Here is a 26962-nt window from a genome sequence, read left to right as displayed (position 1 = left end):
ATTAGTTACACTCCTCCATACCTTTTTCTAATATTTCCATAACCGCGATCGTTTCTTGGTCTTGAATCACTTTTTCTTTGCCATGGTTGATGGCTTCATAGATATCGTCGTACACTATTGCATAATCGCCTTGTTCAGAAGTTACTTTTTCTTCATGATAGATTCCTTCTTCATCCAGATACGTCAGTACGCCATAGTGCTGAGGCATATCCTTACCAAAATCGGGATGTCCTTTGGGAAGGTAAAATAACTTCAGATGTTCCTCTTGACGATCCTCAGTTTGTTTTACGAATACCCCCTTTTTGCCGTATACTACAAAACTCGGGCGTGGCTTTAAGCGGAAAAAGCTGGATTTGACTGATACTTTCAGCGAAGAATAATAAAAGTCTAGATCGAAATAATCATTCATTCTGCCAGGACCCAGTAATTGACGAACATCGTAATGTATCTTGTCCGGTTGCCCGAAATAGGATAATACCTGATCAATGGTGTGAACACCGTGCCCGTATAAATAACTTTTGTATTTGGAAAAATGGGTGGTAGCATTCGGAATCTCCGGTCGATAATAATCGTAATGCATCTCCACTTCCAGCAAATCGCCAAGCTTTCCTGATTCAATCACTTTCTTGGTCGTCAGAAAATCCGAGTCATATCGTCGGTTCTGATAACATTGAATCAAGAGATTTTTTTCTTTGGCGTATTGGAAAATGGATTCGGCTTCTTCTTTGGTCAGCATAAAAGGTTTTTCAACAAGTACATGTTTTCCGTGATCAAGTGCCCTCTTTGCATACTCATAATGGGATTCGGTATGTGTACAGACCACGACCAACTGAATGTCATCGTCATTCATTAAAGCTGCAAGATCATCTGTATACAGAACACCAGGAGCCTTCTCCCACTCTGTTTTCTCCGGATGACGGGCGTATATCGTTTTTACTTTCAAATGATCCCGATTCAATGAAAAAGGAAGATGATAACGATTTGTACTTTTGCCATTGCCAATATAACCGATGGTTAACATATGAATTCCCCCTTAGGCTCTTTTTCATTTATTATAGAAGAAGAAAATCCTCCGGAGGAGCTTTGAAGAAATTACGGTACATTTGACCAATAATTCGTATTTCGGATGCCCTCTCTTTAAACAAAATGTTTACTGGACGCTCTACATCAACGTTATTTCAATGAATCCGGGGTGAACCTGTTGAAAATATTGACCCAATTAACAGACATGAACAACTTTACACCAAATGAAAAAAGCATTGCTTCTTATATTCTGACTCATAAGGAGCTAATGCTTCACTTGAATATTCAAGAGCTTGCCAAAGCTACATACACGTCACATTCTGCCATCAATCGATTGACTCATAAGCTTGGACTTTCGGGGTTTAAGGAGTTCAGCATTAAGCTTGCTCGAGAGTTTCAACAAGATGCTCAGAACATCTCCAATATCGATCCCAATTATCCGTTCGCTCTCGGTGAATCTTCACTCCAGGTGGCAAAAGATATAGCTGAACTAATGAAAGAAACGATTGAGAAAAACTTTGCTTTTATGGATGAAGCCTCTCTAACAGAAGCAGCCCATTTGCTCGATCAGGCGAAACGAATCTTCATCTATGCGTTGGGGGATTCTCAGATTCGCGCGAAGAGCTTTCAGAATAAATTGATTAAAATCAATAAATACGTCGTGATCACAACAGAGCTATCTGAATGGGCCTACCACACCATAAATCTTACCCCACAGGATTGCGCCATTTTTTTGACCTATCATGAAAAATCGCCCATTTTCCTAAAGGCAGCCCAACATTTCTCGCGTGAAAAAATTCCATTTATTACGATTACCGCGAATCATCAAAGTGAGTTGGCCAAAATGAGCACGATCTGTATCCAGGTGCCGAATGACGAAACAAAACATGCAAAGATCGGTACATTTTCATCACAAATTGCCTTTGACTACGTATTAAACGTGATTTATTCCTGTATTTTTCAAATTGACTACGCCAATAACATGCAAATGACTACTTATTCGTTGAAGAATTTCAATTTGGATGAGTGATATGAGAGGTCCGGGTGTAGAACCAGGTAATTACAACATACCAAAAAACCTTCAAGAACGAAGCCTTGAAGGCTTTTTGGTATGGTTTTAGAGTACTTTCTCCAGGAAGCTGATCGTCCGTTCATTTTTTGGATTTCCGAATATTTCATCAGGAGTGCCCTGTTCTACAACATATCCACCGTCCATGAAGACAACCCGATCCGCAACTTCACGGGCAAACCCCATTTCATGGGTCACGATAATCATCGTCATACCTTCGCTCGCAAGATCCTTCATTACACCAAGGACTTCGCCTACCATCTCGGGGTCGAGCGCCGAAGTTGGTTCATCGAATAACATAACGTCCGGATTCATGGCAAGCGCACGAGCGATTGCTACGCGCTGTTTTTGTCCGCCCGAAAGTTGGTTGGGATAGCTGTCAGCTTTATCCGACAAACCAACCCGATCCAGCAAACGAAGTGCCGTATCGCGTGCTTCCTGTTCTTTTAAAATCCCAAGTTCTCTGGGTGCAAACATGATATTTTTGAGCACGCTGAAATGAGGAAACAGGTTAAAATGCTGAAATACCATACCTATGTTCTCGCGAGCTTTGTTAATGTTCGTTTTGGGATCATTTAGATCCCGATCATCTACGATAACCCGTCCAGCTGTGATCTCATCTAACTGGTTAATGCAGCGCAAAAACGTACTTTTACCTGAACCTGAAGGTCCAATGACACAGACAACTTCACCTTCGTTGACCGATATATCGATGCCCTTCAACACATGGTTCGTGCCAAAACTTTTCTTTAATCCTTCAACGTTAATTTTACCCACGACGAACCCTCACCTCCAGGTAGTCAGCAATTTTAGTCAATGTGATGATAACAATCAGGTACATAATCGCAACAGTCAACCAAATGTCGAAAGAGGCGAAAGTTCTTGCGATGACAATCTTACCGGATTGCGTCAACTCCACCAGACCAATGACGGACAAGATCGACGTATCTTTCAATGTAATAACCATCTGATTAATAAATGAAGGAATCATAACCCGTATGGCCTGAGGGATTACAATCTTTATCATCGCTTTGCGATAAGGAAGTCCCAATGAACGGGCAGCTTCCATCTGTCCACGATCAATCGATTGAATACCCCCGCGTATAATTTCCGTTACGTACGCCCCTGCATTCAGACTCAACGTGAGAATGGCGGCCAGGAACAGTGGCATGGTGAAGCCCATGGCCTGAGGAATTCCGAAATAAATAAAGAATGCCAAGACGATCAACGGTATCCCGCGGAAAATATCCACAAATACAGTAGCGACCCCACGAAGGAACTTATTTTGACCCACTTTCATAAAGCCAAAGATCAAGCCGATGATAAAAGCGAAAAACAGCGAAATTATCGTATATAAGAGGGTATTTCCCAAACCTTTGAACAGTGCCGGCAGAGATTTTTGGACTAATTCCCAACGACCTTGGTTTGCGACAACGGCATTTTCACCAAGATATTTCTCGGTAATGCGCTTAAATTCACCGTTAGCCTTGATATTCACTAATCCTTCATTAAACATTTTTAGAAGTTCCTGGTTTCGCCCTTTACTTACTGCAAATCCGTAGGAAGCCCCGTCTTCTTTCTTGGTCACGATTTTCAAACCGTTATTCTGATTTGTCCCAAATCTTAGAACTGGTTCATCTTCAAAACATGCAATCGAGTTTCCAGTTTTCACATCATCATACATTTGCGAAGAATCGTCGAATGGAACAATGGTAAAACCATATTTTGAGGCGATGGATTCAGCAAAGCTGTATCCTTCTGTGCCCGTTTTCACGGCGACCTTTTTTCCGCGAAGATCTTCGTAGCTTTTTACAGTATCATTATTGGCACTAATCCCCATAACAACGCCTGATTCATAGTAATGCTCTGAGAAATCAAACTTTTGTTTCCGTTCATCTGTAATACTCATCCCGGCAATAACGCCATCCACCTGATTGGACTCAAGAGCTTGCACAGCCGCATTAAATCCCAGGGCTTTGATTTGATAATTAAAGTTCTGGTCTTTGGCGATCGCATCCAGCAAATCCATATCGATGCCTACATAATCCCCGTTTTCATCTTGATATTCAAACGGTGCAAATGTGATGTCCGTACCGATCACATAGGTTTTACCTGAATTGGAGTTTGCATTGGCATCCCCCGACCATCCGGATAACCCCGCCACTAGGAGCAGAATTAGTGATAGTACAAAAAATGAGACCTTGGTTGTTTTCATATGTCCTCCTCATCTCGGTGTTCTCCGAATCCTAATCATTTTCTTGTCATTGATGTTACTGTCGTACATTTTTAGGTGTCTTTGCACATTATATTGTTATTATTTGCAGTATATTAACAATCAATGCTTTCCCTAACATTCTTCACTTTCCTCCGCAACGTTTTATTTGACATCCATTTAAAGATCCACGTTATATTTACCCTTCAGGACTACTTTTAAAAACCTAAATTGAACTTAAATAAAAAAAGTCGCCATATAGGCGACTCTATAACAAACAATATGATGATCTTCCGATGACAATTGCCAAGGTATTTAATCTTTCTTTATAAGAATGAACACTTCGGGTTATTCCTCAGCGAATAATTTTGAAAGTGGATTTTCCACTTTTTTATCCAGGGTTACCTTGCCCGTCTTGTCCAACATATAGTACTGATAATAAGCGCTGCTGAATCCAATGGATTGCTGCATCTTCATCATAAATGGTTCAAGACTCCCACTGCTCAGATGATCTTCATTCCAGAAGTAGTGCAGCATCAAACGATTTTGATTATAAGGGTGTTTGATCACATAGGCTCCAGCAGCAGACGGTTGGTTCATAGTCGTTTTCCATTTAAACCCGATATGGGTAGCACGGTCTATAATGCTGGATTTTAATGCTTGTACAAAACCATTTGATTTGGCGTTACCAAGTACAATCAGGTTGCTGGTAGCTAGTTCTTTTTTCATTTTTTGCTTCAATTCCTGCCGGTCCTGGATCAGGTCATACTTCACTCCGGTTAAATCCAGCAGAGTTGTCAGTTGGTTTACCATAGCTTCCTGTTGTTTGTTCGCTGCCTTGCTCTCCTGATCACTGAGCACAATGGCTAATGGCTCACCTTGAAGGGCTTTATCCATCACACGGCTCATCGTTTCAAAAGGTAAATTCGGAACCTGAGTTAATGCTGATTCATACAACGATTGAAACTGATCATGCAGATATGCCGTTTTCTCCTCGTTCGACAGTTGATATTCGGGCTTCAGCGCAAAATTAGGCACATATAAAGCCGTCTTCATATCATCTCGCGCCTCTTTCCCCAGTACATCTTCTATCGTTTGCAGAAGTCCGTCAATCGTAGCGTTTTGGTATACATAACGTTTAAAATACTCTTTCATAAAGGCATCGAATTTCTCTTCCCCGACGGAACGGTACAATTGGTATATCGCTTGGCGGCCTTTATCGTAATAAACTGGGCTTGCCCAATCTCCCACCTCGTCATTAGTTGAAGCAATGGCCTTATCCACAGTGGAATCGTCAAATTGGATGGACTTGAACCCATTCATCGTATCCCCCTGCTTCTCAGAAAAATACACTTTGGAGAAATCTGCAAATCCTTCGTCCAGGAAAGACTCTGTCTCCGAGTTATTCCCGATTAACGCATGAAACCACTGGTGCGCGATTTCATGCACAAATACGGTGTCCTGTTCTGGAGCAGAATTTATTCCGATTTGCCCCATTTGGATAAGCCTTGAATATTCGATAGCTACACCTTCTACATATGATTCAACAATCCGGAATTCAGGATAAGGGTATTTACCGTATTTATCACTGAAAAAATCAATGGCTTTGAATGCTTGATCAACATACCCATCAACGATCTTTTTCTTACCTGGCTGGTTGTCAAAATAATAATACTCTACGGTGAGGCCATTCCGGGTTACGCTGTCCACTTTGAAGTTCGGGCTGGCAAAGAAAGCAAACTCCCTCGTATTCTTGGCTACGGTGGATACCAGTTTGCGTCCAGTCTCTGCATCCTCCCGTGTGGTTATCGTACCAGGCATAACTACCTGATATTGATCGGGAACATTGAACTGAACTTCATAATCCGCGGAAGTATAATAATCCGTTTCAAATGTTTTACTGTAAGGTTTGCTATCCCATTCATGCTTGGCCTCGTCATAGACTGACATTACAGGGAACCAATGAGCCCCATTGATAATATCTTTGTAATACGATAACCGCTGTGAGCCATAGGGAATCTTCAGATTAAAATGGACTTGAACCGTCACGGATTCACCAGGCTGAAGGGGTTGCTCCAATTTCACCGACATAGCTTGGTCTTTATTACTGAAATCAAGGGCTTGCCCACCGGTCGTCACCTTCTCAATATCAATTCCTCCAAGAAAGTCTTCCGGTTTCTTATCAGGGTTATTTTTGCTAATCTCTTCATTGGAATGTTTAAACATGGTCGTCTGTGTCGATTCCGAAAGATTGGCATCAGCATAAGTATGAAAAACCAGTTGCTTCAATGTATCTTTGCTCGTATTTCTGTAAGTAATGGATTCACTCCCCTCTATGGTCATCTTCTTCTCATCCAGCCGGGCTTGAATTCGATATTGGATAGGCGCTTGAGCCTGAATATCTTTTGTGGCCTGTGAAATAGCAGATACAGGAGCTGCATTAGCGGCAGCACTACCCGTACTTATGATCGGGCATGTGGTCAGAATCATAGCGAGTGCGCTGATGGCTGTTATTCTGATTCGATTTGATGTGTATGAACGTGAATGATTGATATAAATCTCTCCCTCGAATGATTTTTGAAGCTCAGAGGCAAGTATAGAAGATCAACCTTACACTGGATTAATGCGTATCTTAAATTTCGTTTAAAAAAAGAAGCTGTTTGTATTAAATGAGCACGCTATATCGGATTGTCTCCGCTTCAATTTCGAAAGCAATATATGACTACGTAATGATGTGAATTGTGAGATTCGACACTATAACGTCTGCGTTGCCGATGATTTCTGGCGTCGTAAGGTCATCATGATTAAAGATGCAGCTAATACCGTCAGGATGATTCCGAGCATTTGAAATCCTATAAAACTGAATGTGTCTCCCATGACAATTCCAATCAACAACGATGACAAAATGGTCCCCAGATATCTCGATGTATTAAAAATACCTGAAGCGACACCGATCATATCTTTGGGTGTGCTCTTAAACAAAGCCGCCTGCATACCAACACTGTTGAGCCCATTACTTATACCAAATACAGATAAGGGCAAGATGACATTCACCACTGGTGAAGTCTTATCCAATGCCACAATCAAGATGGACCCGAACGTCATTAACACCGCTGAAACGATCAAAGCTGGCCGTGTACCTGATTTGTCAATCCAGCGTCCGGCAAAAGGAGAACTGATGAGTGAACATAAACCGAGGGTTAGCATCATTAGTCCTGTATGAACTTCGTTCAGATGGCGTACCTGCTGTAAATAAGATGGCACACCAAAAAACAGAGCGTAAAACAGAGTGTTAACCAGCATAAATTGTACATTAACCCAGGTCATTTCAGGATATTTGGCAAATACTTTCAGCGGAATAAAAGGGGAGGCTGTTTTCAATTCATGTCGTATAAAACTTGCTAATGCAAGCAAACCGATCCCCCCTGCCATAAGGTGCCAAGTTAAAAGATGTCCGGTTGATTTAACGGAAAGCACGCTCATTAGCAGAGTCACCAATGCGACTGTGAACAAGAGTATGCCTGGCGGATCAATCAGCAGGAACCATTTCTTCATGGACATGTCACCATGGTTGGTTTTGAGGGTCGTTTCTTTGGGAATGGTTTTCCAGGCGAATATAAAGCTTGCGATCACCAATGGAATATTCACTAGAAAAATACTTTGCCAATCCCACCAATGGATCAATACACCGCCAATAAAAGGGCCTATCGCGGCTGCACCGGACAGGAACATCGCAAGGATAGACAGGGCAGCAGCCTGCTTCTCAGTAACGTGGATTCTTACAATCGCCATTCCGACGGCTACCATCATGCTTGTGCCAACAGATTGAATGATCCGAAATACGATAAGCCAAGAAAAGTCCGGAGATAACGGAGCTAACATGGAGGAACCAAAGACAACAACCAGACCGATAAGGAATATCTTTCTGCGGCCGAACAGATCACTGCACTTGCCCATGACCGGTTGAGCCACAGCACTTGCAATGTAAAAGGAAAAAATAATCCATGACACGGTCGTAACATCAAGTATAAACTCCTGTTGTAGTCTTGCAATCGCTATAGATATCATGGAGGAATTGAGCGGATTCAGCATGATTCCCAAGCCTACAGATATCATTAACCATATATTTCGAGCGTTCATTATGTATACCCCTCCTTCTTCTGTTGTCATCTTAATGGAATCCCTTTATTTATTCCAACGCATTTTATGTTATGATTTGATGAACTAAAAGGAATAAGAGAGTGGTGCAAAATGGAACTTCTTCAGCTACGCTATTTTCTAACGTTAGCCCGATGTGAACATGTTACGGAAGCTGCGGGTAAGCTGCATGTCACTCAATCCTCACTGAGCAAGACAATACAACGTTTGGAGGATGACTTGGGTGCACCGTTATTTGATCGATTGGGCAGAAAGCTGCGGTTAAACGAATTCGGAAGAACATTCCTCCGACGGACCGAAAAAGCCCTATTCGAATTGGAACAGGGAAAACAGGAAATTGCTGATCTCTCCAACCCGGATCACGGTACACTTCAATTGGCAGTCACTACAGCAAGCACATTACCAGGAATCTTGCGGGAATTCCGAAAAAATAAGCCGAATGTTCAGTTTCATGTACAAATGGTTACGTTGGAAGACATGTCCATCCTTCTCCACCGAGGCGAAATTGATTTTTGCCTGTCTTCCCCTCCAATCCAGGGAGATGATATCGAATGTCAGATGCTGTTCCAGGACCCGATTGTAATAGCTGTGCCTCTCGGTCATCGATATGCGGATCGAAGCAGCATCACATTAGAGGAGCTTAAGGATGAGTGGTTTGTGGGGGTGACAAAAGGATATGGTATTCGTGATCTGGTGGACTCCAAATGCCAATCCGTCGGATTCGTACCGAAGTATGTTTATGAAGGAGATGAGCCTGCAAGATTAACTGCACTTGTGGAGGCGGAGATTGGGATTGCCTTTATACCCAATACAGCAAGAAACCCGCAGGAACGCATTGTATATCTCCGAATCGAGGATCAGAACCTTGTGCGGGAAATTGCTTTATTGTCGCATAAAAACAGATATATCTCGAAAGCAGCTATCGCGTTTCGCAGCGTAGTCATAGATTATTTTAGTGCAATGTGCAAATCAATTGCTGAATGACCCATTACAAAGACCCCGCTCACCGACGTAAGTGAGAGCGAGGTCTTTTGTTGTAGGCTATCGATCATGCCTATTTCCGCCAAAAGGTTGAACAATCTGCTTTTTCCGTAATGTTGAAATCAATCATTCGTTCCAGTAATGAAAAATCAACCGGCCCATCCCACCGGATACGCACCAACTCCTTGGTGTGCTCATAACCGGCCTTCACAATTTCATCGGAAAAATGATTAATCCCTGCCTTTTCAGGCGCCATAGCCAAATGATGTTTGGATACACTAAATCCAATAATAAATGTGCCATGATCGGTAAACATGGGCTGATTCCACGCTATTTTAGGTACTAAATTGGGGTATTTCTTGATAATCCATTCTAAAACTTCTTCCGTACGATCCCGATGTCCCAGGTTATCAATTCGTGCTAGATATTCTGCAAAAACGTCCATATTATCTTCTCCTAACCCAGATTTATTTCGCATACTTCATCTCATATTATCATGAAAATGAAATTGAAAAACCCTTTGGGCCAGATTCGCCAAAGGGTTGAAAAAATTTACGGTTTATGACTCTATATAAGTCTCAGAGGTAACGATATTTATCATAACATATCAGAATATGAATAGGCTTTGACTTATGCAAAACGTTTGGCAATTGCCACACATAACACGACACCGATATTTACTGCAAACATGGACCAACCAATAGACTCGTGAAGTACGAGCGCCGAAAGCACTAATCCAAAGAACGGTTGAAGCAGTTGTAGTTGTCCTACCGCAGCTATCCCTCCCTGAGCCAGGCCACGGTACCAGAACACAAAACCAATAAGCATACTGAAGAGGGAAACGTAACCAAGACTTAACCATGAAGAACCATGAATATCCGACCATGAAGCAGGCATGTAATAAACTGAGAGCAACACCATAAAGGGAAGAGATAGCACAAGTGCCCAAGAGATTACTTGCCAGCCTCCTAATCTCCGTGATAGTCGTGCCCCTTCCGCATAACCGTAACCACATACGATGATCGAGGCAATCATAAGCGTATCACCAATAGGCGACGATGTTGCTCCTTCTGTCAGCGCAAAGCCCACAACAAGACTGCTGCCCAGAACTGACAAGATCCAAAAAGCAGGTCTTGGACGCTCACCGCCCCGCAGCACCCCAAATATCGCTGTTGAAAGTGGTAACAGGCCGAGATAGAGAATTGCATGTGCAGATGTAACATACTGAAGAGCTATAGCTGTAAGCAGCGGAAAACCAACTACTACACATAGTGCTACTACGAATAAAGGAAAGATATCACCTCGAACTGGACGCTGTTGTCGGAAAAGCAGCAACAGAATTCCAGCGAACACCCCAGCAATAGCAGCTCGACATACAGTGAGGAATACCGGATCGAAGTCTATTACTGCTAATCGTGTTGCAGGAAGTGACCCACTGAAAATAAGTACGCCCAGAAAACCATTGATCCAACCGTTTCTCTTTTGGTTCATCAAATCAACTCCAAATTATCCTAATTAACTGTACAATTTAGAAATCATGCAAAAAATCAATTTATAAGTACACTTTTATGATTGATTTGTATTATATTAGATACAAATCATCTCGTACATCGAAAATTTATTGATCTGTATGGGTACAGATTAGAACAGTCATTAATAAAGTTAGGAGCATAGGAATGAGCAATAAAAAAGAATCTATTGTCGAAATCATCCGTTCTGAGATTGTTGATGGTTTGATTGGACCCGGTGAAAAGCTGCCTTCCATCCGCAAGCAAAGTGAACGATTTGGTTGTAGTCTTAATACCATTATTGGAGTATATCAAGAGCTTGAAGATCAATATCTTATTTATTCACGCCCAAAGAGCGGTTATTTTGTCGTAGCCAAGGAAGCCCTTCTACCGTTATTGGAAACAAAACGAATCGATTTCGCATCTGCTGCTCCGGATTCATCTTCGATCCCTCAAGCTGAATTTCGTCAATGTATGAATAAAGCTCTGGAACTATTTGAAGCATCTATATTCACCTATGCAGACCCGCAGGGGCTGCTGTCTCTTAGGCAAGAGCTCATAAAACTTTTCCAAAAACAACAGGTGTTCCCTTCGCCGGAGCAGGTGTTTATCTATTCAGGTGCTCAACAGGCATTACATCTGCTCGCTGGCATGCCTTTCCCCAACGGCAAATCTAACATTCTGGTTGAACAGCCGACATATTGGGGCATGCTTGCAGCACTTAAGACACAAAACCAAACCGTCATTGGTATTGAGAGAACTCAAGAAGGAATGGACTGGGTAGCTTTGGAGCGGCATTTTCAAAGTAATATGATTAAATTTTTTTATACAATCCCCCGTTTCCACAATCCGTTAGGAACTTCATATACGGCGAAAGATAAGCAGCGGCTGGCCGAACTTGCCAAGGCCTATGATGTTTACATCGTTGAAGACGATTATCTAGCAGATCTTGAAACCAACAGCAAAGCTGATCCAATTCATGCATATCACGGTGCCAGCCATGTCATTTACCTCAGAAGTTTCTCCAAAGTGCTGTTGCCTGGATTAAGGATCGCTGCTGCCGTTGTGCCCGATTCGCTAATTCCATTAATGCAATGGCATAAACATGCAGCAGATTTAAGTACCTCAGTTTTGTCCCAAGGTTTTCTCGAAATTTATATGAAATCGGGTATGTATGATCATCATGCTAAACAGATGAAAGCCTTGTACCATGAACGCATTAGGTATCTAAAGGAAGCTTCACAGCGTTTACTTCCAAGAGAATGCTTATATACTGTTCAATCTTGTGGAGGCCTCTTCGCAACGATACGTCTATCCGACTCCATTAACATAGAAGATTTAATCAAACGGTTGGAGAATCGTGGCGTTGACGTTCTTGCCACCGAAAATCAGTTTCTGTCATCGTTTGGCAAGCTGAACTTGCTGCGTCTTAGTATCATTCGTACCGACGAAAAAGCGATTGAAGAGGGAGTCGCCATCATTGCTGAGGAACTGAATCATATGCGTTTTACCAGCAATACTCCCAAGCCATTTTTCCGGTTGTAAAATTCAAGACAAGGTGTCGAGTTGTTGTCCCAATTGGAGAGCAATAACTTGATACCTTGAATCAAAAAAAAGCCGCTATGAGAGCGACTTTTGATGGCCTAAAGAAGCAATGACACGTGCAATCGTTTGCGGACTCTCCTTACTATTGGACTCAAGCCACTGGTTAATAACTCCCATCGAACCATAAACCATGTAAGTAAAAGAATAATCCATCGTAAAAAGGTCCTTCCTGTTTAATTCTTCACCATGCCTTTGCAGATAATCTTCAAGCAAAATCTGTGATAAAAAACTATTTTCTCCTCTGTCCGACATTAGGATTTGATATATGGTTTTCTTGTCTTGAATGATCTTCAGCAAGTTAATCATGGATTCTTCTGTTGTACAGAGACTTTCTCCCTGGCGTAACGTTTCCATAATTTCTTGATTAAATTCATCCTGCATTACTTCAAACAATTCATAGGGATCTTTATAGTGCAGATAGAAAGTGCCACGGTTGATCTCTGCCTGTTTACATATTTCAGTGACGGTGATATGTGACAATTTTTTTGTTTCTAATAGACCCAGAAAAGTCTCTTTAATGAGATCGATCGTATATCTAGTTCTTCTATTATTTTTGATTCCAACCATATGCGCACCTCTTTTTTCATCTAATCAACAAACTCAAGCCGAACTGTTGAATTCATAACACTACCTCATGCATTGATTATTGAGATTGTAAAGATGAGTAGATTATACTTACACAGCGACATTAAATCAACAGATGTTCATTGAATGAAATGATCAAGAAATTGAATTCCATTTTTTAAGGAGTGTAAATAAAATGACAACCATCTCAAACCAACCCAAAATTCTAATTGTAGGCGCTGGGGCAGTTGGCTTTTCTGTTGGATACCATCTTCACTTATCCGGTACTGACATTACCTTTCTTGTTCGTCAAGGTCGAAAAGCCACCTTTGATTCTCCGCAAAAACTATATTGTTATGACGATGCGACATTGAAAAACTTTAATGACTATAATGTCATTGAAGATGTAAAAGATATACAACCTCAACAATATCAATTTATCATTATTACACTAGATGGTAATGCCAGTCGTACTTCAGAAGGCATAGATCTCTTATCTAAGCTAGGTGATATTGTACGTGATTCTACAACGACTGTGATCATGTGTGGGTTTGGAAGTGGGATTCGTGAGCATTATCTTGAGGTTATGCAAATTCGGGAAAATCAACTGCTAAGAGGAATATTGGGCACGTTGAGTCATCAATCCACTGCTAATTTGCCTGTACATGAACCAACAGATCCCAAACAGATTGCCCAATCTATTGTTTGTTACAAACACCCCTCAAACAGTGTCGGCTTCCAGATCGAAACGAATAATAAAACGGCTGCAAAGCAATTTATCGCAATATATAATCGCTCCAAAGTCTCACGATGTGGTCAAGTAAGCCCAGCGATGTTCAATATTTACTCAAGTATCGGCTTCCCCGTATATGCCGCTTGTGATATTTTAGGTTGGCCTAACTTCTCCACAGTTATAGCCAATAAAGAACTTTGGCACCTCGCTTGTCGTGCCCAAGGTGAAATAGCAACACTGCCCCAACACGGCTTAGTCGGTAAGATTATGGGTGTAGTGATGGGATCACGCATGACGGGAAACATCCATCTAAAAATGGAACGGGATATGCTACCTTTAGATTATCAAGCATTCAATCGTTTCCATCATGGGGGTAAAGTGCGGACTCAAGATATAGAATCTATACGAAATTCAATTGTAGAAGGGCAACGTCAAGGTCGCCCAATGAAGGCTTTGAAGGAATTACTGCAACGAGTGATCGAACACGAGTCAGCAAATCAAAACATGTAAAATAAAGAGGTCCGTGCTAGAATACACGGACCTCTTCAAACATTTAACTAAGGACTACTTCACTGAAAGCAGTCTGTCCGAAATAAACTTCAGCTGACCTTCAAGCGATACAGGGTCGTTGTATGTATCGGAGGTCGGATCAAGCTGGAACACATGGCCCTCTTTGACCGCAGTTAGGTTTTTCCACACCGTATTATCATAAACAATCTTCGGATCAGTTGTATCTCCTGACCACGGGCTGGTGAAAATGATGTCGCCTGCATATTCCGGTAACACTTCCATCGAGATTGATGCCCAGCCTGTGCCACTGTCAATTGCCTCTGTCTGAGCCCTTTTTGGTGCCTTGAGGCCAAATTCGTCATAGAGTATTTCACCACCACGACCGTAATTATGCCCAAATACAAATAATCCTTTGGCGTATGGATTCAAAATGGAGACTGTACGATCTCCCACAGCGGCAAGTACTTTTGGCTTGAGCTCATTGATCTTCGCTTCCCATTGCGAAATCCAGCCTTTTGCCTGGGCTTCTCTATTGGTTAGTTTACCCATCTCCAACATGAGATCCTTGAAATTTCGCTTACCATATTGTAACTGTACCACTGGTGCAATTTGCGACAACTTGTCGAGACCCTCCATACTGGTGTATGCGATGATCAGATCAGGCTTTAGGCTGATCAGTTGCTCAGCTGTTGGCTGCTCTCCCAGATCTGTTGCCCCCTCACTTTTGAGCTGATCCTTAATGTACTTGTTGTTTATGGCGCCTGACGTTGCACCGACGACTGGAGCATCAAGTGCAACAAAGTACCCTGTTGAAAATGCGGTCAGATCGATAATCCGCTTCGGATCCACAGGTACTTCCACTTCACCTGCATCTGACTGATATGTAACGGTCTCTCCCTCGGCACCTGTTGTGGTAGCGGCACCAGACGCAGAAGTTGAATCGGTTGATGATTCAGTGTCTGCAGCACCGGTTGTTGTTGTCTCCGTTGTATTGCTTGTCGTTGCGGCCTGACCGCATGCACTCAGTACAAGCAATATAATGAGAGCAGACAAAAGCCATATCGAGTTTCTTCGTTTCAGCAAAATAAACCCACCTTCTTCAAATGATATTGATAATCGTTATCAACGATACCATGCAATAGTACATTTGACAAGATGCTTTCATATTCGACAAAAGACAAAACAAAAAAACACCTACAAAGGCAGGTGCTTCGACGCATATAAATTAATTTTTAAAACAGGCTGCTTCCCAAATTACATTAACGGTTTAATCATTTAACCCTTTTCCATCCATAATCTGCTGCGTAGATTTCTCAACCCTGGACACGCGTGTTTTGGATTGCTTTGGTTGCGAAAAATAAAAAAGGTATGCCCGTTGACGTCCAGGCGTCAATGCTTCAAATGCCGTTTTCAAAGCAGGATTTTCATCCAGTTTAGTTTGAAACTCTTCTGGAACATCATATTCTGTATTTTTTTTGAGTTCCACTTTCAATCCGGCCTTTTCAACCTCAATGGCTTCAAGAATGTACTCTTTCAGGATAGTTTCCATGTCAACGATTTGTTGAAGATTGGTGAACCGGATCTGGCGAGCAGCTTGTACATTTTCTGTTTGTTGGATTAGAATACCTTGCTTATCTTTCAACAAAGCTCCTTTATGGAAAAGAAGCGCACAATACTCCTTAAATCCATGTATGATAACGATGTTTTTATTCTCCAACGTGTAACAAGGATGCATCCATTTATAGTCTTCTGTCAGGTTGCAGGAAAGAACGATCTCTCTTAGCTTCTCCGATTCTTCTTTCCACTTCTTTGCTTTGTTTAAATATTCATCCACCTTGGGATTTGTTTTATTAATTGTCATCAGGGACCATCCTTCATCATGCTAGTCATATTATTGTGTTTTCTAAAATAATTCTTCTCTTACATATGATTGCCAAGAGAAAGCTGTTAATTTCATTCGAAACCATGTAGTGTCGCTTAAATATTATGACACCATTTGGCGTCTGGTCAACACTAACTATTATTTAACTCATATACATATGTCCTTTGTCCCACCTCTTAGAAAGCCGATAATAAAGAAATCAAAGTGAGAAAGCCCCTAGGATTTGGCGTATTGTAAAATTGCCGCCGCTGCACGGATTCGTAGGTCCTCTTCTTCGCTATGCAATGCCTTTTTTAGAACATTGAGCGCTTCTTGAATAGTACCTTCATCTACTCTAACTGAAGAATCATTATCTCCTTCAGTGGTTTCAGAGGTGATCGAAACCCAAGGTTCCAGTTGAGCCTGAGAAATTGGATGTTCGAATTTCGCAATGATTGAATAATGACTTACAAGTGCAAGTACTTTGTCACTTAACTCTGCTAAGGGAATACGTCCCAGCCAGGTAACACCTCGTCGATGACATATGTATTCCTCTCCGGTTCCGTTGGAATCATCGTAAAAATAATCGCCCAAATCCCCAACATATGCCCATTGATCATCATTTATCAAGACATAATCCCCATCCTGCATGACGTAGACAAAAGTATGGAGCGTGTCCAGGACATCACGAAGTTCCGCCTTTCCTATCCTGTAGCGTTGAACTAGTTGCGCTTTCCATTCTTCTGTAGACTCGTGCTCCAAATCTCCTGTCGCCGGCCAACCAATGCCGATAAAGTTATTCTCCAGGAACGACGCGGTCCAGTCGACCTCTTGCAATGTAGATTGTATATGAAACAGATTCATATGATTTCTCCTCTATAGTGATTTCAGGATTTAAGACTAAGTATATACTCCAGACATTCGTCTCTGCATTAAAATCAATCAAAGATTGAACTTACTATATATGTTCAACTAAACATTTACACGAGAACGGAGAGGAAAGAAATAACCTGAAGAAGCGAAGCGTTCGCCTTTATCCCCGGATTTCCCCTTTTAAAAAAGGAATCAAAAAAATCTGGAGATAACAGCGATCGGAAGGTTGTTCTGTCATCGGAGTGTCAGTGTAAATATTCATTAGTTGAACTTATATAGCTAGTACAAACCTGACTCTGGTTCCGCAGCATCCATTCAATACTTGACTACCTACTACACGTTGTAGTAAATTGTATCTACTACGTAGTGTAGTAATAACCTTCGATATGGACGCATAACGAAGTTAAGGAGTGTTCACCGTGAACCATCTTCAAAAATTATCGGATACTGAAATGGAGCTGATGGAAGTGATCTGGGAGTGTGAGCCACCTGTCACCTCCACCGAACTGCTGAACATGTTTTCCCAAAGGGGTAAAGCTTGGAAAGCGCAAACGATCTCCACCTTTCTCTCTAGGCTAGTAGACAAAGGGGCCCTTACAGCTACAAGGGATGGACGTACCAACAAGTATGTTCCCTGTATTTCGCCCGAAGACTACAAGCTATTGGAGGCACAACAAGTCCTGGATGGATTATATCAAGGCTCTGTAAAAAATTTGATTTCAGCTTTGTATGATGGCGACAAGCTTTCTGATCAAGACATTGCAGAGCTGAGACAATGGTTTTCAGAAAAGTAGGTGTAGTCAATGAATAGCATTCTTGTATTACTGTCTACGCTGACTGTTGCCGGAAGTGTCGTTGTCGCTTTCATTCTGTCTTTGCGCCTTGCTCCCTTTCAAGTCATTCCTGCAAAATGGCGTTTTGGAATTGGGAAAATGGCTTTAGTTTTGTATCTATTGCCCATCTTTCTGGTCTTTAATTGGATTTTTTCGTTGTTCACATCCAGTACTACAGTAAACGAGTTACCCTTAAATGTTCAACAAGTGTTACCTGGAGCATTCAATCCGACTCCTGCCATCCAGGTACAGACCATTTCAGCAAATGTAGCTCTCGCTTTAATATGCTTATGGGTAATCGGGGTCATAGCTTTTGCAGCATGGCAAACATATTGTTATCACAGGTTTCTCAAGACATTAAAACTTACGCGAACTATCGTTCCGAAGAACAGTGAAGTTGCGATGCTGCTCCCTGTAATCAAGGAGAATCTGGGTCTCAAGAGAGAGGTTCGGCTTGCTTACAGCACTCTAATTCGCAGTCCTTTTCTAATTGGATTGAGGAAACCTACTATTTATCTGCCTCTGAAGAATTCTGAAAGTGTGGATATCGGTATGGTGTTCCATCATGAACTGATCCACCTGAAAAGGAAAGATCTATGGATCAAAACGCTCATATTAGTAGCCCGTGCATTGCATTGGTTCAATCCATTGGTTCATATGCTTTCGAAAGATATTCATACGTGGAGTGAACTGTCCTGCGATGAAGAAGTTGTAAAGGGAATGTCCCTTGCGGATCGTAAACGATATGGGGAAACCATCCTGAACGTAGTGGCAGGATCAAGGAATCTACCTATACAATTCTGCTCCTCTTTATCCGGGGATGGCAAACAACTAAAAAGGAGATTAACTTTTATGCTTAACGTAAAGAATGTGAAAAAGAAAACCTTTGTTGTAGCGATATCGACGCTATTCGTCGTTGCTGCAATTAGTACAGTGACAACAGCTTGGGCTTCCAGCAATACTCCGAGGGTGGTTGCGAGTGAGGAAGCTTCCGCGGTAACGCATCCATCGCAGCAAGCGGCTGTCCGAGAAGAAGCTCCTGCAGTAACACTTCCATCAGCTCAAGCGACAGCTCGTGAGGAAGTTCCAGTAGTAACACACCCATCAGCTCAAGCGGCAGCTCGCGAGGAAGTTTCTGTGGTACCACATTCGGATGACCAAGTGGTAGCCCGTCAAGAAGCTCCTGTAGTAACGCGTCCATCAGCACAGGCGGTTGTGCCTGAAGAATCTCCTGTGGTAGCACGTTCAGCAGCACAACCCACAGTTCGTGATGAAGCAGCTGTAGTAGCTCGTCCATCGGCTCAAGCGGCAGTTCGTGAAGAGGCTTCTGTAGTACCCGCTCAAGAATCTTCCCGTCGTTAAAACCATTTTCATGAAATTACAAAATAAATAGGCTTGATATAAAGACTCCAAGTAGCCTTCGTTCAATTGTTGAACGAAGGCTGCTTCATTATTGTAGAAAAGATTAGTTTCGCTTGAGACTAACCGGCTACCTTCTCAAACGACAAAGACCAACAACATTTTGTTGTTGGTCTTGCCTGTCTTTTCTTCTCCGTTCAGCTTGCCTTATCACCCATAACTATGGTGAATGGCCTCGACACGACCCCAATCGCGGAAACGGCTGTTTTATTACTGTTCTTTATACACACGTACATAATCCACTTGCATAGTTGCCGGGATATCGGACGCGTTCGGAGTACGGCCACCGTCGAAGTTTCCGCCGACTGCCAAGTTCATAATGAGATAGAACGGCTCATCGAAAGGTGCGTTCGGATTGTTCGGTGCAGCTGTGGAATACCACTGCTGGTTAGTGACTTTATAGAAAAACTTGCCGTCGACATACCATTTAATGTTGTCCTCTTCCCAGACAACCGAGTATACATGATAATCATTGGCAAAAGTTTGCCCTTCTGGGAAGTGATAATCGCCACCCGAAGACTGGTTCACCGGCCATTGTCCGCCAAAATGTACGGTACCGCTTACAGACCCAGGTAGACGTCCTCTTGCTTCCATAACATCGATTTCACCTGATGCAGCCCATGTGCCGTATACAGAATCTTTTGGAAGCATCCACAGTGCTGGCCAAACGCCATCACCTGTAGGAAGCTTGGCACGAAAATCTACTCTGCCGTACTTCAAGGAAAGTTTATCCTTGGTGTTAATCTTACCTGAAGAATACTGTGCATACCGATTCGGATCCTGCGGGAAAGATTTGCTATCATTCATGGCTTTGATATTCAGCTTCCCGTCCTGTACATAAACATTTTGGGTGCTGTTCGTGTAGTGTTGCAGCTCTGCATTACCCCATCCCCAAGTAGCCGGATCGTTATTGAGATAATATCCTGTTTCATAGTTCCATTTACTTGTATCCAGCGTAGTTCCGTTGAATTCATCCTGCCAGATGAGATTCATGCCCGCGATAGCTGGGTCAGTTGGTGTTCCGATGGAGATATCCTCTTGATCGGATACATCCGGACGCGGAGCATTTGGATTACCGATGAAGGTATAGTTGACAAAGTTGTTGCCAATATTTCCACCCGCCTGTCCGTTCAGCGGATATCCGATACGGATTTGCATATTTTCCTGGATTGGCTGGAACCAAAGACCATAGATATAATCGGCCCAGTATCCCCACTGGTTGGCATCAGACATATTGTTGTAGCCATTAGCGGAGTATGCAAACTTGCTCTGACTGGAGTTACTCAACTCCACCCATTGCCCATTGATGTTAATCTGGTATACAAAGTTGCCCAGTTCCTTGGCGATTGGCGCACCCCCATCAATTTTGGGAAGTGGAATTCCAATGGAACCATTCGCATCTGCTGTGAAGGTTGTTCCTTCGTATGGCGTAATGACATATGAATTTCTTGTAGGTTCATTAAACGTAATGGTATAAACAAGGTTAGCTGAAGAAGTCTTTGATTCCAATTTGACGTTGATCGACTCCGTTACGTTAAACCAGTACCCTCCACCACCGTCGGTGAATTGGCCGAAGTTATGATCATAAATCCAGCCGCTAGCTGCATTATTGTCAATATCAATCCATGTGCTGCTGTTTACAGGTTTTACATACACCTTCAAATCATCCGCTACGGCTTCATAGGTTACCGCAGAATCATTGTTGAACGTTGGATATGTAAAGCCTGCACCGCCTGTGAAACTTGCTGTAATTTGCGGCCCTTGTGTTGGATTCATGGCTGTGATGGTTGTTTTGTTAATGTTTTGGAATACAAGTTGATATTCAAGCTTAACACCATTTGCTTTGGAGTACAGTTGAATTTCGGTTGTTGCGGAAAGGGTGAACCAATAGCCATTGAAACCACCATCGCTCCAGTGCCCCCAGTTTTGGTTATAGATATAACCTCCGGCTTGATCAATATCAACCCAGTTGTTACCGACTTTCACATTGACCCCCACATCACTGTAGACATCATTCCACGTAGCGGAGCCTCCATTGAACTTAGGCATAACAAATCCGTAGCTGGCTTTGCCAACCCCTGATTTTGAAATAACAGGTCCATCTGCTGGTGAGAAGTACTCCATTGAGGTAACTGTCGTTCCAGCTGCTTGAACTTTTGAAGTTGGCAGCACGCCAACACTAGCCAGCATCACAACCACTAAGAACAAACCAAGTACCTTTTTCATAAACCGTTTCTCCGTAAAATGAGATGGTTTCATAATTGCCCTCCTTTGATAGGATCATAGTTTCACCCAATCTATGCGTATAAAGGTAATCGCTTACATCGGGGAATATCTTTATTCTATCGAATAGGATAATCTGCTGAAAAGGTACAATTATTTTTGTTATATCCCATTTTTTTGGGTTTTGATTCAATTTATATATTTGTACTGTGATAGTGCACTTCACGTTCTACCTTTTGGCGCATCATTTGTCGATACTCTGTGGGTTGAATTTCCATCACAAGGCGGAACGCTCGCGTAAAGCTTTTGTAGCTTTCATAGCCTACCATAGCAGCAACTTCAACAATCTTATGATCGGTTTCGGCTAGGAGACGCCGTGCTTTATCCATACGTACATCTCTCAGATATTCGGCAAAACCTTTGCCAATGTTCTTCTTGAATAGATTTGAGAAATAGGCGTAATTAAGCGACACATGATTGGATACCATCGCGAGGTCCAGCGGCTTATGATAGCTCTCGTGTATAAAACGGATGGCTTCATTTAAATCCTGAGAATTGCGATAACTGTGCTTATATTCAAAATAGAACTGATTCAGTCGAAGCAGCTGCTGTTGCAGCGCTTGAATATAATCGCGCATCCCCGGATAATCAAAGAGATTACGCAAAGATTCAAGATCCAGCGCTTCTTCACCCATGTAGGGGCGAATTACTCGTTCGTATTCCTCCATCATCTGCACTGTGGCACCACAGAGCTGTTGGGTATAGCCAATATGATAGCGTTGAAGCACATTTTTATGAAATATTGCGGAAATGCCCTGAGCAATTTTACCACTATCGTCGGTCCCAACAGACTGGAACAGTTCATACAGTTCTTCATAGGGAAGTTGCCACTGCTGCTCCATATGCTCAATAGCTGCTGGCAGGATGATATATTGATCTGGAAACAGATAACTATGGTGGAATAGCTCATGTACTTGTGTATAGCTGCCGGGCAACATCTTTAATCCTTGCTGCGGGTCAGTCATAACGGTTATGGCATCGATCATTCCTTCCTTGAGTGCCGCTGGCAAAGCATCCGGATCTATCGCTGCATCCACTGCAAGGATCAGATACGGGCTGTGTTGCAGGCAAACGCAACCTTGTCTACCGAACACACTATAAGCAATAGCTTCCATGCTATGGACGCTGCTGGAACCCGGCTGGTTGATCCAACATTTCTCTCGCAGCAAACATAAGCGATAATTGTGCCAAAGCGAAGGATTTTGTTCCTGGATTTGGAGGATCCAGGCCTCATCGTTTAACGCTCCCTGCATAAACATTCGTAATTCTTTACGATCTGTCTCTCGGGCGAGACGGGAGACATGCTGCATGTTGTACGTAAGCGTCTGCCGTGTCTGGATTTCTTGCCATACATGCTCTAGTGAAGTTTGCAGATCCTCTCGCTTCAGAGGTTTTAACAAGTATCCCTTTGCCCCAAGTTCGATGGCTTTTTGAGCATATGTAAAATCACTATAACCGCTAATAATGAGGTATTCCACCTCGATGCGCTCCTCTTTGGTCTTTGCCATCAGTGCGAGTCCGTCCATGTCCGGCATCATAATATCAGTAATAACGATGTGAATGTTATGCTGGCGCAAAAGGATTAGCGCCTCCATCCCACTTGCGGCAGAGTATATGTTGTTCAGCTCCAGAGGAAATTGATGCAGCATCGCCTGCAGACCGTCACGTATGTGCTTTTGATCGTCCACAACCAGAATATTGATCACTCCTACCACCCTCCAAGATTTACATTTTCCCAAGGCAAATGTATCGTTACACAGGTATAAGCGCCCTGAACACTATCAATCCAAAGACCGCAATTCTCTCCATAATGAAGCTGCAGACGTTTATTCACATTTTCCAAACCAAGTCCGTTCTTGCTGGTAACAATCGGCGAATCCGAGTCTCCCCGCAGTGCCGCTTGCAGTCGAACTAACATCTCCGGGTCTAACCCCTCTCCATCATCTTGTATGTTAATAAGCAAGCGTTCATTCTCCACTGAAACGGTGATCTGAATACACACACTCCCGCCTGATGGTGCAGCGTGATGCACTGCATTTTCAACGATAGGCTGCATGCACATTTTAGGAATTGCATAGCGGAGCACCTCCTGCGGGAGATCTGCCGTCAACATGATGCTGCCGCCTTCCATTAAATTAATAAATTGAATATAACTTTGAATGTTGGCAAGTTCCTCGCGAAGTGCAACCGTATCGCTGCGCCACTGCATGCTGTAGCGAAGTTGCGAACCTAATGATACCAATGAATTCGCAATAGCAGGTTGTCGTTGAACCTCCGCGAGCATTCGAATAGATTCCAGTGCGTTATACAAAAAATGAGAGTTGATCTGCGAATGCAGTGAATGCAGCTGTGCGTTTTTGGCGATTAATTGTTTATCCACGACCTGTGTCATCAGACGTTTAACCTCATGTAACATTTTGTTGTAACTCACAGCCACCTCATCGATCTCATCCCCTCTTTCGTTCTCATCTAGGCCGGTATCAATCGTTGCATCCAGTTCTCCTTTTCGTACCTGACGCATTGAAGCCAGTACGCTGTCCAGTCGTCGGAAAATGCGCCGAGTTGTATGTGATACGAGCAGCATGATGAGCAGCAGAACACATAATGTAATCGTTACCACAAATGCATACCAGCTGCGTGGCCCCTTCATCAATGCCTGATGGGAGGCGATATCGACCACATAAGTGTTTAGCGGAGCGATATAGCGGTACAGTGCATAGTAGCTCTGATCACCTACCTTAATCTTAACGGGACTTTCCTGTGGCAGTACATCCAGCTGGCGATGAATACCGCCAAGGATTTCGTCCAGTCCTTCTCCGGCTTTTCGAGAAAACTCATGCTGGGGATTATAAACATATTGGGGAGGATCGCTTTCGTTCATCAAAACAGAAAAGAAGTCTCCCTTGCTCTCCTGGAGAAGATCGCTGAAAAACATACTGTGCGGAACGCGAATTTCCATAATACTAGGTCGTTTTTTCTCCTGACCCTGAAGGCGAACCAGCCGGTAATAGGATAGCGTATGTTCACCATCCTTAAAAGAAAATAAGCGGTAAGCCGCACCACCTTCATCCCGAAGCTTTGCCCAGTAATCCTGCGGCCAAAATTTCTGATAATGATAGATTTCAGGCCAGATTTCATATAAGTTCGGGTTATCCACGTAAAAGCTGAGCTCACTGATCATCGCATTACTCTGAATGATATTTTGCATTTGCTCAAATTGGTTTTGCTTAAATTTCACCAGTCGTAGTCCATCCACAAGCATATTGGAATGAATAAAATCCACAAATGACTTTTGAGTGAGTGCCGTGTTGGAAGCGTTCTCAATGATATCCATTCTGCTGCGCAATTGTTCATTTAGCCATGAAACGTGGCTGTTGCCCGCTGACATAGCGTCCTTGTATAGCTGGGTTTCCTGCATGCGAATATATAAAAAGGATACTAAAATAACGGGTATGGCAATCATCACGCTAAACGCCAGAAACAGCTTTTGGGATATACGGGCATTGCGGTAAAGTTTCCTCAATCTAGTCAGTAGGTAATTCACTCTGAAATCCGCACCACCTTTGTTATACCATATATTACAAGTTAGTCGATAGAGAGCGAGGTTGTTAGGGAATGATTATTCAGCCATCTTGGCTTTTCTCGCTTCCAGCTCGGTCTGACGGTATTCCATTACCTGATTAAAACCGTAATTCACACGACGGGCCAAGAAATTTTCGAAAATTTTATCAAAAGCAGCTTCATCTTTGGCAGTAATCAGTTCAGGCAGAACTTCTTCCCAATTCTGAGAAATACGCGACCAGGATAAGGCTATATCGGAATCTCCTATAGGATCTATTCCCTTATAGATGCCGCTGTCCATATCCGCCTGTTTGTTCGCGAACTCCTCCATTTGCTTAACGGATGGCGCCTTTTCTGGTCTCCACTGGTTAACGAAGGCAGGGTTGCGCAGCATCCAGTAGGTATCCATGATACCGTATTCCTTTTCCAGACGCTCCCTATCTGTGTCAAGCAATTGGACCATTTCCGCCGTCAACTGCGGTTTGCCATCCCTCATCGCCCATGTTTCGCCTTCTTTACCCAGAAATACATCCCTTTGGCCTTCTTCACTCGCTAAATAGCTCAAAAATCGGATGGCTCGTTCAGGACTCTTGGTGGATTTGCTAATCATCGTAACCATCCAACCGTCCATGTTACCAGGGAACAATCTGGCGGAATCACCGTGACTGTTTTGCGGGCCATCCACAGCGATGTAGTATGAGTTTGGATATGCACCTGCCGCCAATATCGGATTGATAGCCGCCATGCCAGTCCACTCGCGAATCATCATAAAATAACGGGAATTACTGGTTTTTTCCTCTACCTGAGCATTCGAATCCACCAGAAAATCCACATTAATCAGGCCACGCTCATAAGCTGTACGGAAGGTTTTCAACCAGGTGATATAGTCTGGGTCGGTCATACGGTCGTTAAATTTTCCTTCCTTTTCATGGGGAATAGCCAGCAGGTTTTGCAGGTACTCGGTCATCCCATAAGAGACATTCCCCTGAGCAAAGAAGGGACTAATGAGCTGACCTTTATACACAGAATACTGATCTTTTAACAATTGCAATGCGTTCAGAAAGCCTTCCGGAGTGCTCAAATCGGGTCTACCCATAGCCTCATAGAGATCCTTTCTTACCAAAAAGGTTTGGTTCGCAGCCGTCAAACCGGTTGTCTGCATTAGGCTGGGACTGTATGAATCATTTGGAATGCCATATGTATTGCCGTTTTCCTGACGATACCACTTCAGTGTACCGTCCCCCGCGACCTTGAAAAAGTAGGGATCATATTGCTCCGCCAGTTCATTTAAGGCATACACCTGATCCCCTTCCCACAACTTATTAATCGCACTTTCCCACGAGCCTATTGTCATCAAATCAGGCAGCTTACCGGAAGTCATCATGAGCGCAATTTGTTCGCTTGCTTCACCCGATGGCACTTCGAATTTGATGTTAACACCTGTTTTCTCTGTTACAATTTTGGAGGTCATGCTCTCACCCCATGTGTGCCCATACCAGTTCGCACCTACAAACCAGGTCAAATCCACAGGCGTGGTATCAAGCTTCCATGCGGGTTCATCGGGGTTCGACTTGTATTCAATCGGCTGTTGTTTAGGATGAACGGGCTGTGGGAGTGATGGATTTTCACTTTGCTCTGATTGGGAACACGCGGCCAAAACCAGCATTAAGATTATGGTCCCATAGATGACCATGCTGTGCTTAATGGAACCGGGTTTCATTCCATATCCTCCTTTCTTGACTACGGTTGTGAATTAACCTTTGCATTAA

The 26962-nt window shown here is 43.0% G+C and carries 21 protein-coding genes; 6 read left to right on the top strand and 15 right to left on the bottom strand.

The genetic code is table 11. The features are described from left to right. Window position 1: 1 nt before the first annotated feature. Window positions 2-1021 (bottom strand): Gfo/Idh/MocA family oxidoreductase, encoded by a 1020-nt coding sequence (locus BLS14_RS05515; RefSeq protein ID WP_072732863.1) that lies wholly within the window; start codon window positions 1019-1021, stop codon window positions 2-4. Window positions 1022-1201: 180 nt separating this feature from the next. Between BLS14_RS05515 and BLS14_RS05510 the strand changes: the two genes are divergently transcribed. Next, complete coding sequence (locus BLS14_RS05510; protein ID WP_072732862.1) at window positions 1202-2053, top strand: MurR/RpiR family transcriptional regulator; 852 nt, start codon at window positions 1202-1204, stop codon at window positions 2051-2053. 87 nt (window positions 2054-2140) lie between these two features. Here BLS14_RS05510 and BLS14_RS05505 read toward each other — a convergent pair whose 3' ends face one another. From BLS14_RS05505 to BLS14_RS05490, 4 genes are all read right to left on the bottom strand, one after another. Next, entirely contained in the window at window positions 2141-2869 is a 729-nt protein-coding gene (locus BLS14_RS05505) for an amino acid ABC transporter ATP-binding protein (RefSeq protein WP_072732861.1), read from the bottom strand. Further along, entirely contained in the window at window positions 2862-4307 is a 1446-nt protein-coding gene (locus tag BLS14_RS05500; protein ID WP_072732860.1) for an amino acid ABC transporter substrate-binding protein/permease, read from the bottom strand. The genes BLS14_RS05505 and BLS14_RS05500 overlap by 8 nt, the downstream gene beginning before the upstream one ends. 345 nt (window positions 4308-4652) lie before the next feature. After that, entirely contained in the window at window positions 4653-6794 is a 2142-nt protein-coding gene (locus tag BLS14_RS05495; RefSeq protein ID WP_090949938.1) for a M1 family metallopeptidase, read from the bottom strand. Window positions 6795-7058: 264 nt separating this feature from the next. After that, entirely contained in the window at window positions 7059-8444 is a 1386-nt protein-coding gene (locus BLS14_RS05490) for an MFS transporter (protein WP_090949936.1), read from the bottom strand. 111 nt (window positions 8445-8555) lie between these two features. On the opposite strand from BLS14_RS05490, the gene BLS14_RS05485 reads away from it, so the two are divergent. Beyond that, a complete protein-coding gene (locus tag BLS14_RS05485; protein ID WP_090949935.1) occupies window positions 8556-9446 on the top strand; it encodes a LysR family transcriptional regulator in 891 nt (296 codons plus the stop codon). Between the two features lie 70 nt (window positions 9447-9516). On the opposite strand, the gene BLS14_RS05480 is transcribed toward BLS14_RS05485, so the two are convergent. Then, window positions 9517-9888, bottom strand: coding sequence for an iron chaperone (locus tag BLS14_RS05480; protein WP_090949933.1), 372 nt, complete (start codon window positions 9886-9888; stop codon window positions 9517-9519). Between the two features lie 185 nt (window positions 9889-10073). Next, window positions 10074-10934, bottom strand: a complete 861-nt coding sequence (locus BLS14_RS05475; protein WP_090949931.1) for a DMT family transporter — start codon at window positions 10932-10934, stop codon at window positions 10074-10076. A 185-nt stretch (window positions 10935-11119) separates the two neighbouring features. On the opposite strand from BLS14_RS05475, the gene BLS14_RS05470 reads away from it, so the two are divergent. Then, a complete protein-coding gene (locus BLS14_RS05470; protein ID WP_090949929.1) occupies window positions 11120-12496 on the top strand; it encodes an aminotransferase-like domain-containing protein in 1377 nt (458 codons plus the stop codon). Window positions 12497-12571: 75 nt separating this feature from the next. Here the strand turns inward: BLS14_RS05470 and BLS14_RS05465 are convergent, their stop codons facing one another. Then, window positions 12572-13123, bottom strand: coding sequence for a TetR/AcrR family transcriptional regulator (locus BLS14_RS05465; protein ID WP_090949927.1), 552 nt, complete (start codon window positions 13121-13123; stop codon window positions 12572-12574). Window positions 13124-13316: 193 nt separating this feature from the next. Between BLS14_RS05465 and BLS14_RS05460 the strand changes: the two genes are divergently transcribed. Next, on the top strand, window positions 13317-14363 hold the full coding sequence (locus tag BLS14_RS05460; protein ID WP_090949925.1) for a ketopantoate reductase family protein: 1047 nt from the start codon (window positions 13317-13319) through the stop codon (window positions 14361-14363). Between the two features lie 54 nt (window positions 14364-14417). Here the strand turns inward: BLS14_RS05460 and BLS14_RS05455 are convergent, their stop codons facing one another. From BLS14_RS05455 to BLS14_RS05445, 3 genes are all read right to left on the bottom strand, one after another. Then, the gene (locus BLS14_RS05455; RefSeq protein WP_090949922.1) at window positions 14418-15446 is read right to left on the bottom strand and encodes an ABC transporter substrate-binding protein; all 1029 of its coding nucleotides are present in this window, start codon (window positions 15444-15446) and stop codon (window positions 14418-14420) included. A gap of 184 nt (window positions 15447-15630) precedes the next feature. Next, window positions 15631-16224 carry a YdeI/OmpD-associated family protein gene (locus tag BLS14_RS05450; RefSeq protein ID WP_090949920.1) on the bottom strand — a complete coding sequence of 198 codons (594 nt, stop codon included), beginning with the start codon at window positions 16222-16224 and terminating at the stop codon, window positions 15631-15633. Between the two features lie 237 nt (window positions 16225-16461). Then, window positions 16462-17088 (bottom strand): hypothetical protein, encoded by a 627-nt coding sequence (locus tag BLS14_RS05445; protein ID WP_063565002.1) that lies wholly within the window; start codon window positions 17086-17088, stop codon window positions 16462-16464. Between the two features lie 428 nt (window positions 17089-17516). Here BLS14_RS05445 and BLS14_RS05440 point away from each other — a divergent pair, with 428 nt between their 5' ends. Continuing rightward, window positions 17517-17891: a BlaI/MecI/CopY family transcriptional regulator gene (locus tag BLS14_RS05440; protein ID WP_063565003.1), complete on the top strand. Its 375-nt coding sequence runs from the start codon at window positions 17517-17519 to the stop codon at window positions 17889-17891. Window positions 17892-17900: 9 nt separating this feature from the next. Further along, window positions 17901-19292, top strand: a complete 1392-nt coding sequence (locus BLS14_RS05435) for a M56 family metallopeptidase (RefSeq protein WP_090949918.1) — start codon at window positions 17901-17903, stop codon at window positions 19290-19292. Between the two features lie 267 nt (window positions 19293-19559). On the opposite strand, the gene BLS14_RS05430 is transcribed toward BLS14_RS05435, so the two are convergent. The 4 genes from BLS14_RS05430 to BLS14_RS05415 all read right to left on the bottom strand — a co-directional run bounded on the left by BLS14_RS05430 (window position 19560) and on the right by BLS14_RS05415 (window position 26913). Next, complete coding sequence (locus BLS14_RS05430) at window positions 19560-21608, bottom strand: glycoside hydrolase family 16 protein (RefSeq protein WP_064638366.1); 2049 nt, start codon at window positions 21606-21608, stop codon at window positions 19560-19562. A gap of 158 nt (window positions 21609-21766) precedes the next feature. After that, the gene (locus BLS14_RS05425) at window positions 21767-23338 is read right to left on the bottom strand and encodes a response regulator (protein WP_072732853.1); all 1572 of its coding nucleotides are present in this window, start codon (window positions 23336-23338) and stop codon (window positions 21767-21769) included. A gap of 2 nt (window positions 23339-23340) precedes the next feature. Then, a complete protein-coding gene (locus BLS14_RS05420; RefSeq protein WP_072732852.1) occupies window positions 23341-25155 on the bottom strand; it encodes a sensor histidine kinase in 1815 nt (604 codons plus the stop codon). A gap of 96 nt (window positions 25156-25251) precedes the next feature. Further along, the gene (locus BLS14_RS05415; RefSeq protein ID WP_072732851.1) at window positions 25252-26913 is read right to left on the bottom strand and encodes an extracellular solute-binding protein; all 1662 of its coding nucleotides are present in this window, start codon (window positions 26911-26913) and stop codon (window positions 25252-25254) included. Window positions 26914-26962: the final 49 nt, after the last annotated feature.

Source organism: Paenibacillus sp. OK060, assembly GCF_900101205.1.
GTDB classification, from domain to species: domain Bacteria; phylum Bacillota; class Bacilli; order Paenibacillales; family Paenibacillaceae; genus Paenibacillus; species Paenibacillus marchantiae.
Note: the sequence above shows the minus strand (reverse complement) of the source record. Positions and strands in the feature narration are given on the sequence as shown.